Source organism: Clostridium drakei, assembly GCF_000633595.2.
GTDB classification, from domain to species: Bacteria; Bacillota; Clostridia; order Clostridiales; family Clostridiaceae; genus Clostridium_AM; species Clostridium_AM drakei.
In genome coordinates this window covers 1-19,170 of sequence record NZ_JIBU02000016.1, presented here as the reverse complement: position 1 = coordinate 19,170, position 19,170 = coordinate 1, and the positions used below count along the sequence as shown (strand labels likewise).

At 29.7% G+C, this 19,170-nt stretch carries 16 protein-coding genes and 1 other annotated feature; of the genes, 5 read left to right on the top strand and 11 right to left on the bottom strand.

What is annotated here, in order from left to right:
• Positions 1-564 precede the first annotated feature (564 nt).
• From EG57_RS0209320 to EG57_RS0209300, 5 genes are all read left to right on the top strand, one after another.
• Complete coding sequence (locus EG57_RS0209320) at positions 565-1,389, top strand: MerR family transcriptional regulator (protein WP_032076962.1); 825 nt, start codon at positions 565-567, stop codon at positions 1,387-1,389.
• A 28-nt stretch (positions 1,390-1,417) separates the two neighbouring features.
• The gene (locus EG57_RS0209315) at positions 1,418-2,899 is read left to right on the top strand and encodes a UbiD family decarboxylase (RefSeq protein ID WP_032076961.1); all 1,482 of its coding nucleotides are present in this window, start codon (positions 1,418-1,420) and stop codon (positions 2,897-2,899) included.
• 48 nt (positions 2,900-2,947) lie between these two features.
• Entirely contained in the window at positions 2,948-3,547 is a 600-nt protein-coding gene (locus tag EG57_RS0209310) for a UbiX family flavin prenyltransferase (protein ID WP_032076960.1), read from the top strand.
• 18 nt (positions 3,548-3,565) lie between these two features.
• Positions 3,566-3,937: a prenylated flavin chaperone LpdD gene (gene lpdD, locus EG57_RS0209305; RefSeq protein ID WP_032076959.1), complete on the top strand. Its 372-nt coding sequence runs from the start codon at positions 3,566-3,568 to the stop codon at positions 3,935-3,937.
• Between the two features lie 250 nt (positions 3,938-4,187).
• Positions 4,188-6,212, top strand: coding sequence for a methyl-accepting chemotaxis protein (locus EG57_RS0209300; RefSeq protein ID WP_052037812.1), 2,025 nt, complete (start codon positions 4,188-4,190; stop codon positions 6,210-6,212).
• Positions 6,213-6,375: 163 nt separating this feature from the next.
• Here the strand turns inward: EG57_RS0209300 and adhE are convergent, their stop codons facing one another.
• From adhE to EG57_RS0209245, 11 genes are all read right to left on the bottom strand, one after another.
• Positions 6,376-9,006, bottom strand: a complete 2,631-nt coding sequence (adhE, locus tag EG57_RS0209295; RefSeq protein WP_032076958.1) for a bifunctional acetaldehyde-CoA/alcohol dehydrogenase — start codon at positions 9,004-9,006, stop codon at positions 6,376-6,378.
• A gap of 520 nt (positions 9,007-9,526) precedes the next feature.
• On the bottom strand, positions 9,527-10,312 hold the full coding sequence (gene trpA / locus EG57_RS0209290; protein WP_032076957.1) for a tryptophan synthase subunit alpha: 786 nt from the start codon (positions 10,310-10,312) through the stop codon (positions 9,527-9,529).
• Positions 10,312-11,487 (bottom strand): tryptophan synthase subunit beta, encoded by a 1,176-nt coding sequence (gene trpB, locus EG57_RS0209285; RefSeq protein WP_032076956.1) that lies wholly within the window; start codon positions 11,485-11,487, stop codon positions 10,312-10,314. The genes trpA and trpB overlap by 1 nt, the downstream gene beginning before the upstream one ends.
• 37 nt (positions 11,488-11,524) lie before the next feature.
• On the bottom strand, positions 11,525-12,184 hold the full coding sequence (locus tag EG57_RS0209280) for a phosphoribosylanthranilate isomerase (protein WP_032076955.1): 660 nt from the start codon (positions 12,182-12,184) through the stop codon (positions 11,525-11,527).
• Positions 12,185-12,221: 37 nt separating this feature from the next.
• On the bottom strand, positions 12,222-13,001 hold the full coding sequence (trpC, locus tag EG57_RS0209275) for an indole-3-glycerol phosphate synthase TrpC (RefSeq protein ID WP_032076954.1): 780 nt from the start codon (positions 12,999-13,001) through the stop codon (positions 12,222-12,224).
• Positions 13,002-13,054: 53 nt separating this feature from the next.
• Complete coding sequence (trpD, locus tag EG57_RS0209270) at positions 13,055-14,074, bottom strand: anthranilate phosphoribosyltransferase (protein ID WP_032076953.1); 1,020 nt, start codon at positions 14,072-14,074, stop codon at positions 13,055-13,057.
• Positions 14,055-14,645, bottom strand: coding sequence for an anthranilate synthase component II (locus tag EG57_RS0209265; RefSeq protein WP_032076952.1), 591 nt, complete (start codon positions 14,643-14,645; stop codon positions 14,055-14,057). The genes trpD and EG57_RS0209265 overlap by 20 nt, the downstream gene beginning before the upstream one ends.
• Positions 14,645-16,075, bottom strand: a complete 1,431-nt coding sequence (trpE, locus tag EG57_RS0209260) for an anthranilate synthase component I (RefSeq protein WP_032076951.1) — start codon at positions 16,073-16,075, stop codon at positions 14,645-14,647. Before trpE ends, EG57_RS0209265 begins: the two co-directional genes overlap by 1 nt.
• A gap of 62 nt (positions 16,076-16,137) precedes the next feature.
• Positions 16,138-16,449, bottom strand: a binding site (T-box leader).
• Between the two features lie 56 nt (positions 16,450-16,505).
• A complete protein-coding gene (locus EG57_RS0209255; RefSeq protein WP_029162791.1) occupies positions 16,506-16,775 on the bottom strand; it encodes an iron-sulfur cluster biosynthesis family protein in 270 nt (89 codons plus the stop codon).
• Positions 16,776-16,850: 75 nt separating this feature from the next.
• Positions 16,851-18,302: a PH domain-containing protein gene (locus EG57_RS0209250; RefSeq protein WP_032076950.1), complete on the bottom strand. Its 1,452-nt coding sequence runs from the start codon at positions 18,300-18,302 to the stop codon at positions 16,851-16,853.
• The gene (locus EG57_RS0209245) at positions 18,292-18,768 is read right to left on the bottom strand and encodes a PH domain-containing protein (protein ID WP_032076949.1); all 477 of its coding nucleotides are present in this window, start codon (positions 18,766-18,768) and stop codon (positions 18,292-18,294) included. Before EG57_RS0209245 ends, EG57_RS0209250 begins: the two co-directional genes overlap by 11 nt.
• Between the last annotated feature and the right edge of the window lie 402 nt (positions 18,769-19,170).

Here is a 19,170-nt window from a genome sequence, read left to right as displayed (position 1 = left end):
AATTTTGCATTAAGATTTTTGTGGGTTAGGGTAATATGTAACAGTTTTTACGACCTACCGGTCTAAGAGATTACCATCCCTTTAAATAAGTATAAAAAAATAGTGAGCTATGATTATAAATATAATTTGGCTTACTAAAATTGCCTATAACAATGTAATTATATGTGTACACTTGAAGTTACTAGTTTGAATTTTAACTTTTAGGTAGTGATATATGCTAAGTGTGTCATCACATTAGCTAAATTGTTTTAGTATTATTCTTAGCTCAAAATTTTTGAAAGCCTTAGAACTTTAGTCTTGTTTGAGGAAACCGAGTTTGACGAAGTTCTTAGGCTTTCAAAAATTTCGAGCTTTAGAATAATTAAAACATTTAGCCGTGATGACACACTTAGCATATATCACGGACTAAAAGTTAAAATCCAAGCTTCCACTGCACCATTACGTCGCATAATTTTTAAATTGCAAAAGCAGAATATGAAAGAAACTGAAAATTAGTATTGACTATATAGTTATTATACACATTAAAATATTAAGTAAGTAGATACAAAAGAAAGGAGCAATATATTGGAAAAACATCTATCAATAAGTGAAATGGCCTCAATACATAATATTTCAAGACAAACTCTTATTTATTATGACAAAATAGGATTATTTAAGCCAACCGATGTTGATGACAAAGGCTATAGATACTATAGTCCTTATCAGATTCCATTCTTAAGAGAAATTTGTTTTCTAAAATTTATAGGAATTAAGCTTGATGATATAAAAAAACATATAGAACATAGAAATCTTACTTCAGCTATTTCCTTATTGGAATACCATAAAGAATTTGTAGATGAAGAAATTAAAAGCTTGCTATCCATTCGTGAACTTATTAAGCAAAGATTAAATGTATATACAAACGTTGATCAATTTAAAGATGAACTTTGCAAGCCTATAATAGAAGATTTTACTGAAAGAAAAGCACTATTTATTTCTTTTGAAAACGAAATATCTAAAAAGGAACTACACTTTACTAGTATGAAGGCATGCAATATTCTAAACAAGATGGGAATACTTTCTCCCAGAAGATTTGGTACTATTATAATGAAAAACCAATTAAATGAAAAATATATATTTCAAGGTGCTGGAGTATTTTCAATAATATCTTCTGATAATAATAACATGGAAAACATTATTACTCTTCCACCTGGAAAGTATGTTTGCATGTATAAATACGGTATGCCTTATGATACTAAATTTTTATACCAGTTGATAGAATGGATTAACGATAATAGTTATAGAATTACAGGAAATATAATTGATATGTGCCTTTTGGATACTACTTTTTATGATGAAAATACAAATGTTGACTTTTGTCAATTACAAATTCCTGTAGAAAAAATTTAATATATTTTAACTTTTAGGAGGATTACATATGAATGAAAAAAATAAAATAACTGATTTGCGTTCTGCTATAAAATTATTAGCATCAATACCAGGACAGTTAATTGAAACTAATGAGCCTGTGAACCCTCATGCTGAACTATCTGGCGTGTATCGTTATATTGGCGCTGGTGGAACAGTAATGCGTCCAACAAAAATTGGACCTGCTATGATCTTTAATAATGTTAAAGGTCATAAAAATGCGAGAGTTATTATTGGACTTTTAGCCAGTCGTGAAAGAGTTGGCCTTATGCTTGATTCGAAACCAGAAAAATTAGGATTTTTATTGAATGAAGCTGTAAAAAAGCCAATTACACCAATAACAATTCCTCAAACTGAAGCAGTTTGTCAGGAAGTTGTTCATTATGCAGATGATCTAAATTTTGATATTAGAAAATTGATACCTGCACCAACTAATACAGAAGAAGATGCTGGTCCATATATCACTATGGGCATGTGTTATGCTTCTGATCCAGGAAGTGGTGAGTCTGATATTACAATACACCGTTTATGCTTGCAAAGTAAAGATGAAATTTCAATGTACTTTGTACCAGGTGCTCGTCATTTAGAAGTGTTTCGTGAAAAAGCAGAAAAATTAAATAAACCATTACCAATTTCTATTAGTATAGGTGTTGACCCTGCTATTGAAATCGCATCATGTTTTGAACCACCAACAACTCCTCTTGGTTTTAACGAATTAAGCATTGCTGGTGCCATTAGAGGAGTACCTGTTAAGCTAACTAAGTGCTTAACAATTAATGAAAAAGCTATTGCTAATGCAGAATATGTCATAGAAGGAGAATTGCTTCCTAATGTACGTGTTAGAGAAGATCAAAATACAAATACAGGAAAGGCCATGCCAGAATTTCCTGGATACACTGGACCAGCTTGTAGTGAAATGCCAGTAATTAAAGTAAAAGCTGTTACTCATAGAATAAATCCAATAATGCAAACTTGTATTGGACCAAGTGAAGAACATGTTAGTATGGCTGGTATTCCAACAGAAGCAAGTATACTTCAAATGATAGAAAAAGCCATGCCAGGCAGGCTTTTAAATGTTTATGCACATCCATCAGGTGGTGGCAAATATATGGCTATTTTACAGTTTAAAAAAAGTAAACCAAGTGATGAAGGACGTCAAAGACAAGCTGCATTATTGGCATTTTCAGCATTTTCTGAACTTAAACATGTAATCTTGGTTGATGAAGATGTTGACCCATTTGACAGTAATGATGTAATGTGGGCTCTTAATACACGTTATCAAGGTGATATTGATACAGTATTTATCCCTGGCGTACGTTGTCACCCATTAGATCCTTCTCAAAATCCTTATTATAATCCACTACTTAAGGATAAAGGTATTTCTTGTAAAGTAATTTTTGATTGCACAGTACCTTATAATTTGAAAGACAAATTCCAAAGAGCCAAATTTAAAGATGTGGATCCAAGCCGTTTTGCTCCAGAATTATTTTAAAAAATAAAATAATAATTAAAAAAACTAATTAAAAAGGTGTTTAAATTTATGGAATGTAATGTAACAATTAATAATAAAAAAAGACTAGTAATAGGTATTAGCGGTGCAAGTGGTGCTATATTAGGCATTGAAATATTAAAAACGCTAAAAAAACATCCTGATTGGGAAAGTCATTTAGTAATTTCTAAAGGTGCAGAACAAACTATACTTAAAGAAACAAATTATAAATTAATAGATGTAATTAACCTAGCAGATAAAACTTATTCACTAAAAGATATTGGTGCAAGCATAGCTAGTGGTACCTTTAGAACTGAAGGTATGGTTATAGTTCCTTGTAGTATGAAAACTGCTGCTGGTATTGCATGTGGTTATTCTGACAACTTACTTTTGAGAGCTGCAGATGTTACTATTAAGGAAAGAAGAAAATTAGTATTAGTACCTAGAGAAAGTCCTCTAAGTACAATTCATTTAAGAAATTTACTTTCCTTATCTGAGTTAGGTGCAATTATTGTGCCTCCAATGATGTCATATTATAATAAACCTGCTAGTGTAGAAGACTTGAATACACATATTATTGGTAAAATTCTAGATAAATTTCACATTGAGGTAAATGGATTTAATAGATGGGGAGAAAACGCCAGTTATTAGATATTGGGAGGTTAATAAGTGCACGATTTAACTATAGAAAAAGGCAGAATAAAGATTAACTTAAAAGCTATTTTAATAGGAAACGATTTATGTATCATAATCTCAGGTGGAGATAGTCCTCACATAGGTTCTGTAACTTTAAGTATTCCTAGACCAAGTTTATCAGATTTTAAAAAAAGAAGTGCAACAACATCTATTTTGAATTTAGTGGGACATAAGGATGATGAAGCTGCAAGATATGTATCCCATGCCATTTCTTCAAAGTTAAATAAAAATGTAGTTACAACCTGTGGTATTCATATTGATAATATAACAGCCGAAGAAATTACTATAGTTATGGATATTTTAAAAGAACTAACAAATATATTATTATCCAAGCTTTCAAATTAATTGCTTAATTATGTATTTTAGTATTTAATTGAAGAATTAACTTTAAATACTACATATTTCAAATTATTATAATATAGTTTCTTATTAAACTTTTTATCCGATCACTACCATAATATATAATTTAACTTAAAATTAAATTATACTTAAAATTAAACTTGTTGAATTTTAAGTGTAATTGATGTAAAATATAGTTTGTGTTTGTCCAATTATGGCAAATTATTCAATACTATAATGAAAATGGAGTGATTTTGTGAAAAATGGAAGTATGTCAAAAAAAAATTCATTGAAAGTCAAAATAACTGCTAGTGCAGTTATTGTGCTTTTAGTGGCTATAGCAATATTAACCACTATAATTTTTTATGTTGCAAGCACTAAGCTAAAGAGCGAAATTGAGAGTCAAGGAATAAGTTTAGTTAAAGAAATAACTTCAGAAATGGAAACTAATAAGGCTATGTCAAATCAAATAGATATTGTTTTAGGCGATAAAATGACCTCAATAGGCTATCTAATAGGTCAAAACCCATCAGTATCTGATGAATATTTAAAAGAAATAGCCTCAAAAATAGGTGTTCAAGAAATAGACATAGCTAATGCTCAAGGAATTATAACACATTCCAATATGCCTGCTAATATTAATTTTGATTATAAGGATAATGCCAATGTACAAGCAATATTAAAAGGAAAGCAAGAAAAAGCTGTAGAAGCGATAAGAAAAAGTTCATACATAGGTGATGGTAATTATTATAAATATGGTGAAGTAGCAATACCTGGTGGTGGAATAGCTCAAATAGGTATTATAGCAAACGAAATAGCAAAGCTTAATGATTCTATAAGTGAACAAAATCTTGTTAACAGATTATTAAAAGGTTCAAATATAGTTTATGCTGCTACATTGGACAAAAATTCAAAAATTACTGCACATAGCGATAAAAGTAAGACAGGAACTATTTTAACAGACACAGGAAGTAAATCTGCAATTCAAGAAGGAAAAATAAGCTCTTATGTCAAAAGTTATAATGGACAAGATGTATATGACATTACAATCCCTTTGCACAGTGGAGAAAATGTTGCCGGAGCTGTACAAATAGGAATTTCTTTGGCAAGTCAAAATGCAGCATTAAGAAACATAGCTATAGTTTCTTTATTGGTAGCATTACTGGCAGTTATTATGGGAGGATTTATAATAATAAGAATAGTATCTAATAATCTAAAACCTTTAGCAAAACTTGCTGAAGTTGCAGAAGAAGCATCAAAAGGAGACCTTACTAAATCTGTAGAAATCAAATCACAAGATGAAATAGGAATGGTAGCTGCAAGTTTTAACAATATGATTGAAAATTTACGAGATATTACTAATAAGATAAATAACATGTCACAAAATATTGCAGAATCCTCAAGCAATCTTTTATCCTCTGCACAGCAAGCAGCAGAAGTATCAGAAGAAATTTCAAGTTCTACAGAAGAAGTTGCTGACGGTGCGGAAAAACAAGTTAAGGCTACAGATGAAATATCTATTTCTTTAAAAAAAGCTGTAGATAATATGACAGATATAAGAAATCAAGTTAAATCAGTAGTAGAGTTTTCTGAGAATACAAGCAATCTTGCTTCTACTGGAAGAGACAAAATGAATAGTATGGTAAATCAAATAGGTGTTATAAAAGATAGTGTACTTTATTCATCAAATGTAATTGTAGAACTCCAAGAAACTTCTAAGCAAATAGGAAATATAGTAGAACTTATTGATGGTATAGCTGATCAAACTAATTTACTTGCTCTAAACGCCTCAATTGAAGCAGCTAGAGCTGGAGAAGCTGGTAAAGGCTTTGCTGTAGTTGCTGATGAAGTAAGAAATCTTGCAGAAGAATCAATGAAATCTTCTAACAATATAAAGGAATTAATAGCTGCAACACAAAGTAAAACAGAAAAAGCTCTTTCCTCTATCGAAGAAGGAACTAAAGAATCTATAAAGGGAGAAGAAATTGTAACTGTAGTAGGAGATTCTTTAGACGAAATACTAAAATCCTTTAATGATACAAAAGAGTATCTTGAAAAAGTTAATTCCATGGTAGAAGAATCAACCAATAGCATAAACCAAGTAAATGAAAATGCCGACGAAATTCAGAATATATCTACAAGTACTGCTGCAAGTACAGAAGAAATAGCAGCATCTACTCAAGAACAATCTGCTGCCCTTCAAGAAATATCCCGTAATGTACAGGATCTTTCAAACTTAGCAGAAGATTTGGAGAACAGCATAAAGATATTTAAGCTTTAAAAAATTATACTATTAAAAGTAGTAATAAAAAACTTCACCCTATAAGACAAACATGTTCTCATGCTATCTTGTAGGGTGTATTTTATACATTTTTGATATAGTATTTATCTCAGCAAAATGGTGTTTCAAAATTTCTTTAAAACACCATTTTGTATTCACTTATTTATTTTTTCTTTTTTTCTTTAATTACTGAAGCTTCCTCAAGTACCGTTGGTTTATCAAATACATTTATATATATTTGTTTAAGTTCGCTTATTAATGGATATCTTGGATTAGCCCCTGTGCATTGATCATCAAAAGCTTTCTCTGACATATCATCAAGAGTTGCGTAGAAACTCTCTTCACTAACTCCAGCTTCTTTTATAGTCATTGGCAAACCAACTTTTGCTTTTAATTCATCTATAGCTTTAAGCAATAATTCAACTTTTTCATCTTCTGTTTTTCCACCTAATCCCAAGAAATCAGCAATCTTAGCATATCTAGCTTTAGCATTTGGATATTTATACTGTGGGAATGCTGCTTGTTTTCTTGGATTATCTACTGCATTAAATTTAATAACTTCATTTATCAATAATCCATTAGCAACTCCGTGTGGTACATGGTGCTGAGCTCCTAGTTTATGTGCTAATGAATGGCAAATTCCCAAGAATGCATTAGCAAATGCCATACCAGCAATACATGAAGCATGTCCCATTTTTTCCCTTGCCTCCTTATTAGTTTGGCCTTCGCTGTATGCTATTGGTAAATATTTAAATATTGTTTCTATAGCTTCTAATGCCAATCCATTTGTAAACTCAGAAGCCATTATTGATACATAAGCTTCAAGGGCATGTGTTAAAGCATCTATACCTGATGCTGCCGTTAATCCTCTTGGCATGCCCATCATTAATTCCGCATCAACTATAGACATATTTGGAGTTAAAGCATAGTCAGCTAATGGATATTTTTGACCTGTCTTTTCATCAGTAATAACTGCAAAAGGAGTAACTTCCGAACCAGTACCAGCTGATGTTGCTACTGATATCATCATAGCTTTTTCACCCATCTTAGGGAATGTAAATACTCTCTTTCTTATATCCATAAATCTCATCGCAAGATCTTCAAAGGCTACTTCTGGGTGCTCATACATTACCCACATAATCTTAGCAGCATCCATTGCTGATCCACCACCAACAGCTATAATTGTATCTGGATCAAAACTTAACAATTGTTCAGTACCCTTTTTAGCTGTAGCCAAGGTTGGATCTGGTTCTACATCTGTAAATATTTTACAAGCAACACCTATTTCATCAAGAACTTTTGTAACTTTATCAACATATCCTAATTGATAAAGTACCTTATCAGTTACTATAAATGCTTTCTTTTTATTTAATTCTTTAAGTTCTTTTAGTGCAACTGGAAGGCATCCATATTTGAAGTAAACTTTTTCTGGAACTCTAAACCAAAGCATATTTTCTCTCCTCTCAGCTACACTTTTAATATTTATTAAATGTTGTGGTCCAACATTTTCTGATACAGAGTTTCCACCCCACGAACCACAACCTAATGTCAATGAAGGATTCAATTTAAAATTAAATATATCGCCTATAGCTCCTTGCGACGAAGGCATATTTATTAATGTTCTACAAGTTTTCATAGCAGCAGAGTATTTTGCTATTTTATCTTTTTGATTCATTTCATCTACATATAGTGATGAAGTATGTCCAAATCCACCATGTTCAACAAGTATTACAGCTTTTGCAAGTGCATCCTCAAAATTTTTACCCCTATATAAAGCTAGAACAGGCGATAACTTTTCATGTGAAAATGGTTCTTCTAGTCCAACTGATTCAACTTCACCTATAAGAGCTTTCGCTGTTTTAGGAACTGATATTCCTGCAAGTTCAGCTATTTTATAAGCAGGCTGCCCAACGATTTTAGCATTTAAAGCTCCATTTACTAATATTACACTTCCAACTTTAGCTACTTCATCCTTCTTTAAAATGTATGCTCCTCTATCTGCAAACTCTTTTCTTGCCTTATCATATACGGAATCAACTACTACAACTGATTGTTCAGAAGCACAAATCATACCATTATCAAAAGTTTTCGAAAGAAGTATTGAATTTACAGCCATTTTAATATCAGCCGAATCATCAATTATAGCTGGTGTATTACCAGGACCAACACCTAAAGCTGGTTTACCTGATGAATAAGCAGCTTTTACCATCCCTGGTCCACCTGTTGCAAGGATTATATCCGCTTCTTTCATTACTATTCCTGAAAGTTCAACTGTTGGTTCATCTACCCATCCAATTATTCCCTCTGGAGCACCAGCTTTAACTGCTGCATCAAGTACTATTTTGGCTGCAGCTGTAGTGCATTTTTTTGCTCTTGGATGAGGTGAGAAAATTATACCATTTCTAGTCTTCAATGCTATTAAAGCCTTAAAAATTGCAGTGGATGTTGGATTTGTTGTTGGAACAACAGCAGCAATAACTCCTATTGGTTCTGCAATCTTAGTAAGACCAAAGGCTTCATCCTTTTCTATAACATCACAAGTCTTTAAGTCCTTAAATTTATTATATATGTATTCTGAAGCAAAGTGATTTTTAATAACTTTATCTTCAACTATGCCCATACCACTTTCTTCTACTGCCATTTTAGCAAGTGATATTCTAGCATTATTTGCTGCTATAGATGCTTGTCTAAAAATTTCATCAACTTGTTCTTGACTATAAGTAGCAAATTTCTTTTGAGCACTTTTTACTTCTTCCATTTTTCTCATCAATTCTTCAACGTTTGTAACTTTCATCAAGTACACCTCTTTCTTATTTTTTAGCAAAATTTTTCGCAATTTTCTAATAATTAAAAGTAATTTATTTTACTTTGATTCATTTTTTACTTTTTCGACATTTATTTTGCTGTTTACTATTATGCATGATAGTTTATTATTTGTCAAATATTTTTTGGTTTTTCTTTTAAAAACATTGTTTTTGTATATTTTTCTACAAATTAAGTCTGTTTTTCACTTTTTTATCGTTAATTTTTTAACAATAATTTTATACATTAAAGTTAATATTTATCATATTATTATTTTTTTACAATACCATCATCGAATATTGCCGGTGAATTTTATTCATTTTTCTGTATTATTGCATAATTTGATTTTATATAGATGTATAATATATTTAACAAAGATTCTATATTTTCTTGATATTTATTGTTAATTTCTAATTTGTTTGTATATAAAATAACGACAATACTAAAGTAAAATAGAGCTGCAATTGATTTCAATTGCAGCTAATCTTTAATTTCAAGATATTATTAATATTTTAAGCTTTTTTCAACTTTTCAACAAATTTTCTCACATTATTTATTACATCTTCTTTATTTTTTCCATTTTCTATTTCTTTAATTACTGCACTTCCTACAATTATGCCTTCACAATATGGTTTAAATCCTGCAGCCATTTCTGATGATGATATTCCAAAACCTAATGCTTTAGGAAGATTTGTATATTCTGAAATTGTATTCATATACTCTTCCACATTTGTACTTATATCATTTCTTACACCTGTAACTCCATTTACAGAAACGCAATATACAAAGCCTTTGGCATCTTTCACAATACTTTTTATTCTTTCTTTAGATGTAGGTGCCACAAGAGGAATAATATCAATATCATATCTTTTTCCTATAGTTATAATATCCTTTCTTTCTTCTATTGGAAGATCAGGTATTATAACACCATCTATTCCGCTTTCATTAGATTCTTTCATAAATTTTTCCATACCATATTTAAATATTGAATTATAATAAACAAGATATACTAAAGGAATTTGCGTTTTTTCTCTTATCTTTTTCACTGTATCCATTATTTTTACTATTTTAGCTCCATTTTTAAGCGCTCTATTTGAAGATGCCTGTATTGTAACTCCATCAGCCAAAGGATCTGAATAAGGTATTCCAAGTTCTATTATATCCGCTCCAGCTTCTTCCATAGAAAGTACAAGGTCTATAGTAGTATTCAAATCAGGATCTCCAGCTGTTATAAATGGTATTAATGCCTTTTCTTCATTTTTTCTAAGGTTATTAAATTTTAACTCTATTCTATTCATTATAATTCTACCCCCATTATGTTTGCTACAGTATTTATATCCTTGTCTCCTCTTCCAGATAAATTGACAATAACGATATCCTCCTTATCGAGCTTAGGAGCTACTTTCATTACATAAGCCACTGCATGAGAACTTTCAAGTGCTGGTATTATTCCTTCAATTTGCGATAAATGAGTAAAAGCTTCTAGTGCTTCTTTATCCGTTACAGCTTCATAGCTTGCTCTTTTAATATCATGATAATATGCATGTTCTGGACCTACTCCTGGATAATCAAGTCCTGCAGATATTGAATATGCTGGAAGTATTTGTCCATCTTCATCCTGTAATACATAAGTCATCATGCCATGTATTACTCCTATAGAGCCTTTTGATATAGTGGCTGCATGTTCCTCTGTATCCAAGCCTTTACCAGCAGCTTCTACCCCTATCAATTTTACAGAAGCATCAGATGCAAATGGATAAAAAATTCCCATAGAATTACTTCCACCTCCAACACAAGCAACCACATAATCAGGTAACTTACCTTCTTTTTCTAGTATCTGTTTTCTAGCTTCATCCCCAATTACCCTTTGAAAATCTCTAACCATAGTTGGATATGGGTGCGGTCCCATTACAGAGCCAATTACATAAAATGTATTATCTATATTTGATACCCAATCTCTCATAGCTTCATTTACTGCATCTTTAAGAGTGCCTGTACCTGTGCTTACTGAGTTTACTTTAGAACCTAATATTTTCATTTTAAATACATTAAGAGCCTGTCTTTCAATATCTTCTTTTCCCATAAATATTTCACATTCCATACCAAACATAGCTGCTGCTGTAGCTGTAGCTACACCATGTTGACCAGCGCCTGTTTCAGCTATAACTCTTTTCTTTCCCATTCTTTTAGCAAGCAAAACTTGCCCTAAAGCATTGTTTATTTTATGTGCTCCTGTATGATTTAGATCTTCCCTTTTAAGATATATCTTAGCTCCTCCTAAATCCTCAGTTAAGTTCTTTGCAAAATACAATGGATTTTCTCTTCCTACATAATCTTTAAGATAATACTTATATTCATCCATAAATTCTTTATCTTGCACAGCTTCATTAAATTCATTTTCCAATTCTGTAAGAGCATTCATTATAGTTTCTGGTACATATTGTCCTCCAAATTTTCCAAATCTTCCATTCATCAAAAATTCCTCACTTTCATTTATATTAATATTAAATTTATTTTCTCATATTATCTTTTTTAACTTTATTTATGAATTGCTTTATTTTTTCAAAGCTTTTAATCCCATTTTCTTCTACACCACTTGATACATCTACTGCATAAGGTTTTACAATCTTTATAGCTTGAGTAATATTATAAAAATTCAATCCACCTGCTAAAACTATCTTCTTAGTTATATTTAGATTATTCAGCAACTTCCAATTAAAACTCATTCCTGTGCCACCAGAACTTCCCTTTACATCACTGTCTATAATTACCGCTTCAACGTCATATTGGCATATTTTATTTATTTCATCTTCATAAAACTTAATTTTAACATCATCTTTTAAATCATGAGATACATCAATACCTATGCTTTTCCATATCTTAAATGGAAATAGTTTCTTTATATAATTCTCATCTTCAATTCCATGTAACTGTATAACATCTAATTTTAAAACTTCTGCTGTATTTTTTACTTCTTCCAAAGAATTGTTTTGAAAAACTCCAACTCTTTTTATATTTTTATCTAATTTTTCTATAAGCTGTGCTCCAAGTTCTAAATTAATTTGCCTCTTACTTTTACAAAATACAAATCCTGCATATTCAGGCTTTAATTCATTTAAAAATTCTATATCTTCAATTCGTCTTATCCCACACACTTTTACTAAAGCCATATACTACCCCTTTCTAAATGTAATAGTTTGACCCATCTTAAAAACATTTAGCCTTCTCCACAAATTCATTTAACCTGTTTATATTTTTAATATTTCTCATAAATGTTTCCCCTATAAGTACTGCATTTACACCTAAGCCTCTTAAATATCTTATATTCTCTGGAGTCTTTATAGCACTTTCAGATACTACTAAAACTTCAGAAGGCACATTTTTTATAAGTCTCTCTGTATTTTTTAAGTCCTCTGTAAAGTCTTTCAAATTTCTATTATTTATACCTATAATTGAACAGCCACTTTGTATAGCTATTTTAAGTTCCTCTTTATTATGAACCTCAACTAAACATTGAAGTCCAAGGCTTCTTGCTAAATCATAGTATTCTTTTAATTTATATTTTAATATAGAAACTATAAGCAATATAGCATCTGCACCTATAGCTTTTGATTGATATATTTGGTAAGCATCAATTATAAAATCCTTTCTTAAAATAGGTTTTAAATTTACTTTTTTAACATCATTTATATAACTATCATCTCCTTTAAAAAAATTCTTTTCAGTAAGTACTGACACCGCATCTACATTTATATTTTCATATACTTTAGCTATTTCAATATGATTAAAATCTTCTAAAATGACTCCCTTTGAAGGAGATGCTTTCTTTATTTCTGAAATAATTGATATATTCTCATTGATAATCGCTTTTTTAAAATCTCGTATAACTACATCATTGCATTCCTCAATGACTTTATTTAAAGGTATAATTTCTTTTTCTAACTCTATCTGCTTACTTTTATGTGCTACTATTTCATCTAATATCATTCCTTCTTATCAATCCTTTCTGTATACTCAATTAATTTATTTCACATTCATTATCAAGCTAAAAATTTATTACTGTAATTTTTTAATTCATTCATCTTCTTGTAAACTTCACCTGAGTCTATAAGTGCTTCTGCCACTTTTACTCCTTCCTTCATATTTTCACACACTTTTCCAACATACAAAGCTGCTGCACTATTAAGTATTACAATATCTCTTTTAGCACCTTTCTTTCCCTGCAAAATCTGAAGTATTGTTACCGCATTTTCTTCAGAAGTGCCTCCAGAAATATTATCGGTGCTGCTTATCCTTATTTCGAAATCTTCTGGATTTATTGTATAATCTGATATTTCTCCATTTTTCAACTCACTTACATAAGTTAGTGATGTAGTAGTTATTTCATCAAGTCCATCTTCTCCACAAACTACCATGGCTCTTTCACAACCTAAGTTGGAAAGTACCTCCGCCATAATATGAGTTAGATTCTTATCATATACTCCCAAAATTTGTCCTTTTACAAAAGCAGGATTTGTAAGCGGCCCTAATAAATTAAATATTGTTCTTACCCCTAGTTCTTTTCTCGGAGCAGCTACATTCTTCATAGCATTATGATACTTTTGAGCAAATAAAAATGCCATTCCTTTTTCATTAATGCATTTTTTTGCTGCTTCTGGTTCTAAATTTATGTTAAAGCCCAATTTTTCAAGCACATCTGCGCTACCGCTTTTACTTGACACTGCTCTATTTCCATGTTTGGCCACCTTTACTCCAGCTGAAGCAGCAACTAATGCCACTGCTGTAGATATATTAAAGGTCTTTCCTCCATCTCCTCCAGTTCCGCAAGTATCAATAACATAATTTGAGTCAAGTTTCAAAGTAATTGCATTATCTCTCATTGCTTTTGCAAACCCAGTTATTTCTTCTGTAGTTTCACCCTTCATTCTAAGACCTGCAAGAAAAGCTCCTATTTGAGAATTTGTTCCTTTACCTAACATAATTTCATTCATAGCATCATAAGCTTCTTTTTCCTTTAAATTTTTCTGAGCTATAATCTTTTTAATTATTTCCTGTAACATTACAAATCTCCTTTACAAAATTTTTTATCATTACTTTACCATTTTCAGTAAGAATTGATTCTGGATGAAATTGAAGTCCATAAACTTCATATTTCTTGTGCTTAATTGCCATTATTTCACCATCATCTAAACTTTTACCAGTTATAATAAGTTCTATTGGAAATGTATTTTTTTCTATTACAAGAGAATGATATCTCATAACTGTCATAGAACTTTTCAAATCTTCAAACAACTTGTTTTGCTTTATGCTTATTTTAGAAGTCTTTCCATGCATTATATTATTAGCTCTTACTACTTTTCCTCCATAAGCACATCCTATAGCTTGATGTCCAAGGCATATACCTAAAATAGGAATTCTCCTCCCAAAGCTTTTTATTGTATCTATACATATTCCAGCATTTTCAGGAATTCCAGGTCCTGGTGACAATATAATTCCTTCTGGATTTAATTTTCCTACATCCTCCAAAGATATTTCATCATTCCTAACAACTTTTATATTTTTATATATTTCACCAATATACTGGTAAAGATTATAAGTAAATGAATCATAATTATCTATCAAAAGTATCATTATATCACCTCTATCATAGCCATAGCCTTATTTAATGTTTCTTTATATTCATTTTCAGGTATAGAGTCATAAACAATACCTGCACCAGCTTGAACATATGCATAACTATCTTTGAATAGTATAGTTCTTATTGCAATACAGGTATCCATATTGCCATTAAGTGAAAAATATCCAACTGCACCTGAATAAATTCCTCGTTTTGTATTTTCTAATTCATCAATTATCTCCATAGCTCTTATTTTTGGTGCTCCGGATACTGTACCCACAGGTAAACAAGATTTTAGAGCATCTAAATAATGCAAATCATCTCTTATATTTCCTGAAACCTTTGAAACTATATGCATAACATGAGAATAAAAATCTACATCCATAAATTTATCTAGTTTTACGCTGCCAAACTTGCTTATTTTTCCTATATCATTTCTTCCTAGATCTACTAACATTAAATGTTCTGCCTTTTCTTTTTCATCCTTTAAGAGTTCATCTTTAAATTTCAAATCTTCCTCTGGATTTTTTCCTCTAATCCTCGTTCCTGCTATAGGATTGGTAATCACTCTTTCTTTTTTTACTGCAACTAAACTTTCTGGTGATGAACCTGCTATTTTAAATTCTTCAAAATCTATATAAAATAAATAAGGTGACGGATTTTTACTTCTCAATCTTCTATATACATCAAAGGGCTTTGATGTACTTTTAATTTTAAGCCTTTGCGATAAAACTACCTGAAATATATCTCCTGCCTTTATATATTCCTTTGCTTTTTCAACCATAGTACAATATTTTTCTTTTGTTACATTTGAAATTACACTTTTTTCATTATTTGCTTCTTTTAACTCATGTATTGCATTACCTCTAACTATAAGTTCTTTTAACTTTTTTAAATAACTTACTATATTTTTATAATCCTTTTCCTCATCTGCATTGACATTATAAATTAAATAAATCTCATGTTTAAAATGATCATAACAAATGAAAACTTTGTAAAACATAATATAGGTTTCTGGAGTTTTTATGATATCTTGATTTTCATTGGGTAGTCTTTCATATTGTCTTATTACGTCATATCCAACATATCCTATGCCTCCTCCTACAAATGGTATAGAAAGCCCTAATGCCTCATAACTCTCATTCAAATATTTTTTTATATACTCTAATACATTGCCTTTTACACTTTTTAATCCGTTTTCATCTTCTACAACTATGCTTTTTCCATAACTCTTCACCTTCCTATAAGGGTTCATTCCCGCAAAAGAATACCTTCCTATTTCATTTTCAGAATATATGCTTTCAAGCAAAAATTTATTTTTTCCATTTAAGTTATAATAAATTCCTATGGGAGTAATCTCATCTCCATTTACTTTCATAAATAGAGGAAAGTTTTTTTTCAAACTCTTATAATGGTAAAATTCTTTTTCTGATAAATTCATTATTTTATACCACCTCTCTTAACTTTATTTATAATTTAAATACAAAAAAGGCCATTTCATCCTGAAAATGGGACGAAATGACCGTGGTGCCACCCAAATTAGCTTATACTTATAGTGAAAAATAAAAAAACATTTCATCCATAAAGGACGAAATGCCAAATTTCGTTATACCACCTAAATACAAAACTATCTCATACAGGTACAGATTTTACTCGATACCCTGTCTTTTTAACGGTAGACTACCGGTTATTGCTACTACTATTTCGCATTACACCTTGAAGACCCATTCAATACAGGCTACAGTATTTGGCTCTCACCATTCCAAACTCGCTTAAACTAAACTCCTTATACCTACTCTTTCTTCTCATCGGTTTTAAACAATTAGCTTGTTTTATATACTATACTGTTTTATTCATATTGTCAATACTAAATTTTATATTATTTTAAATCTTATCCCATTAATGCCTTCTTTATGAGTTATCAGTGCACTAGTAAAAAAGAAAGAAATACTTTTGTCTGCTACAATTTTAATATCATGATCTATCACTACATCATCATTTTCTTTTTCTTCATCCATAACTATTTCCTTTTGTATTCCTCCACAAGCAATACCTGTTTTAGCAATTCTCACTGCAGTCTTATTCTGTTCTTTTAACATATTTTTTATAATTTCAACTGTTTTTTCATCAATAGTTACTTTCATATTTTTTCCTTTTCCTTTACTTATAATATTTTATTAAATTATATTACTATATTGTATTTATATCAATACTTTTACTCATTTTAACAGCCAATTTTGTAATTTTGTAAATTCATTATTGTTCATGCCTTTTACAACGTATTCCTTTTGAACAATTTCCCCTTGAATTGCGGCTTTTATATTAACTAAATTACTTCTTCTTTGAAAAATGTTTTGTGACTTTATTGAGCTTTGGACGTTTTTCTTTTGTATTATTACTATGTGTTTTGCTAATACCCTAAATTGCATAATTAATTCATTTTCTTTTATACATATTCCTGCATTTTTTTGCCTATAATAACCTAACAATAAGAAAAAAGGCAGAATTAATAAACTAAAAAAACCATATTTAAACTTATAAGTAATAAAAAACGTTATTAATAATGGGAGTATACTAGCTCTAATTAGATAACCCATAATAGATTTATTGGATGAATAAGAAAATTCAAATTTTGGTTCTATTTCAGTTAAAACTTCTTTAAAAAATTTATCTATTTGATTTTTCTTAAGAAGTGGACATAAAATGGTAGATTCACCCTTTTCCTTACCATAACCTACACTTTCAATGTTAATTGACACAGCATTAAAAGGTTTCTTTAGTATTCCTTCTACAATGGATATACTTTGTATTCTATAAATAGGAATTATGATTGACTTTTTATCAAATAATCCATAAGTTATGTTTATTTTATTACCATTTCTTTTTATTGTAAAATCATAATAGGTTATAACTGTAGTAATAATAGATATAATAAATGTTATTACAAGCGCTATTATTACAAGTACTACTATTAACTGAATTGATTTATAAGCCATCACACTCTCAGCACTTTTATTCCCAAAACTATCAAGTTTATTTTTAAAACTTTTGGGAATTATATTATTTATTTTGTCATATAATACAAAGATAAACAACAATCCTCCCATTATATACTTTGATGTTATAGCGGTAATAATTAAATCCATAACTGAAGCCTTATACTTTACGTCATCATGAGAGATTTTTTCTTGTTGCTGTATTGTTATAATCTTTTCTTCTTCATTTTCCTCAATATTATTACTGCTTAATAAAACTTCCCTAATATTTTCTGATTCTTCTTTGCTTAAAATTAAGTTAACCTCAGTTTGTTTTCCACCACCTGCAGTATCAATTTTAAGTGTAACTACTCCAAATAACCTTTGAACAAATTTAGAATCTATATCCATAGTATGTATTTTATCTTTAGGTATATATCTTGATTTTCTATTTATTAAACCTTCTTTAACATGCATACCAGTTTCATCAAAACCATATACATTCTTTTTCCAACTCACTATTGTCATTACTACAATAATTAATACAACTAAGGCAATTATTAGGAATAAAATTTTAGTATTCTTACCTTTTGTAATCACAGCCCCTATTACAATTAGAAATGAAATTATATACTCCTTTAAATTACTAATTATTTTACTTATAAAAAAATATGGATGTTGCTTTTTATATTTCATCTTCATCTAAACTCCTTACTACAGAACTAGTTATAGCATCTTGAAGTTCTTTTGCTATATCGTCTATTAAAGCTGGAATTTCATATCTACCTCCTGCAGTGTATATAGCTAAATTTGTAAGTTGAAAATGTGAAAGTATTGGTCCTGTAGATGTATCCACATATTGTATTCTTTTTATAGGAATTACTACAGTCTTTATTACGAATACTCCATATCTAAGTATTATCTTGTCCTTTTCCATGTAATATGACCAATTTTTATACTCTATCTTTGGAAAAATTAGTGCACTTACAAAATTCAATACTATAATTGCAACAAAAATACCTGATACAATATTCTTAAATTTAAAATTGGGTGCAAATTTAAAAAATGCTACAAATACTAAAAATATTATAACCACTCCAATAAATTCTTTAATTCTAAAAACTTTAACAGCATCCTTTGAAATTTTGTGTTCTTGTTCCATGCTTTCCTCCTTAATTGATAACTATAATTTGTATATTAAATATTATCATATAATATTGTATTTAATAGCATTTTGATTTGACTATTCTTAATACTCTACATTTATTTTTATTATATACTATTTTATAGCACTTTAAATAAACTTAATAAACTCTTTATAATTTAAAAATATTATAAGAATTTTTTTCTTCAATTTATCCAATTTTATTAAATTTCATATTATGATTTCTATTTGTTATATTTAAATTTTATATAACCATTGTTTCTTAAACATTAAATAAAGCTTAAAATATTCTTAAATATTTAAATTTGAGCTTTTAAAAAAAGTCATATAAATTTCTATTAAAAAAGAGGCCTTTGGGCCTCGTTGTTGCTGTCGCTCTCTAAAAATAAGGCGGCAGCC

Coding starts and splice junctions, on each gene's coding strand:
- trpB (WP_032076956.1), bottom strand. CDS start 11,487: ATGAATGGAAGATTTGGAAAATTTGGAGGACAATATGTACCAGAAACT.
- EG57_RS0209255 (WP_029162791.1), bottom strand. CDS start 16,775: ATGAAAGTAACTATTGATGAAAAAACAGTTGAAATTATAAAAAATATG.
- EG57_RS0209310 (WP_032076960.1), top strand. CDS start 2,948: ATGGAATGTAATGTAACAATTAATAATAAAAAAAGACTAGTAATAGGT.
- EG57_RS0209280 (WP_032076955.1), bottom strand. CDS start 12,184: ATGGCTTTAGTAAAAGTGTGTGGGATAAGACGAATTGAAGATATAGAA.
- trpC (WP_032076954.1), bottom strand. CDS start 13,001: ATGATATTAGATGAAATAGTAGCACATAAAAGTAAGCAGATAGAGTTA.
- EG57_RS0209245 (WP_032076949.1), bottom strand. CDS start 18,768: ATGGAACAAGAACACAAAATTTCAAAGGATGCTGTTAAAGTTTTTAGA.
- EG57_RS0209265 (WP_032076952.1), bottom strand. CDS start 14,645: ATGATACTTTTGATAGATAATTATGATTCATTTACTTATAATCTTTAC.
- adhE (WP_032076958.1), bottom strand. CDS start 9,006: ATGAAAGTTACAAACGTTGAAGAATTGATGAGAAAAATGGAAGAAGTA.
- EG57_RS0209315 (WP_032076961.1), top strand. CDS start 1,418: ATGAATGAAAAAAATAAAATAACTGATTTGCGTTCTGCTATAAAATTA.
- EG57_RS0209250 (WP_032076950.1), bottom strand. CDS start 18,302: ATGAAATATAAAAAGCAACATCCATATTTTTTTATAAGTAAAATAATT.
- trpD (WP_032076953.1), bottom strand. CDS start 14,074: ATGTTACAGGAAATAATTAAAAAGATTATAGCTCAGAAAAATTTAAAG.
- trpA (WP_032076957.1), bottom strand. CDS start 10,312: ATGAATAGAATAGAGTTAAAATTTAATAACCTTAGAAAAAATGAAGAA.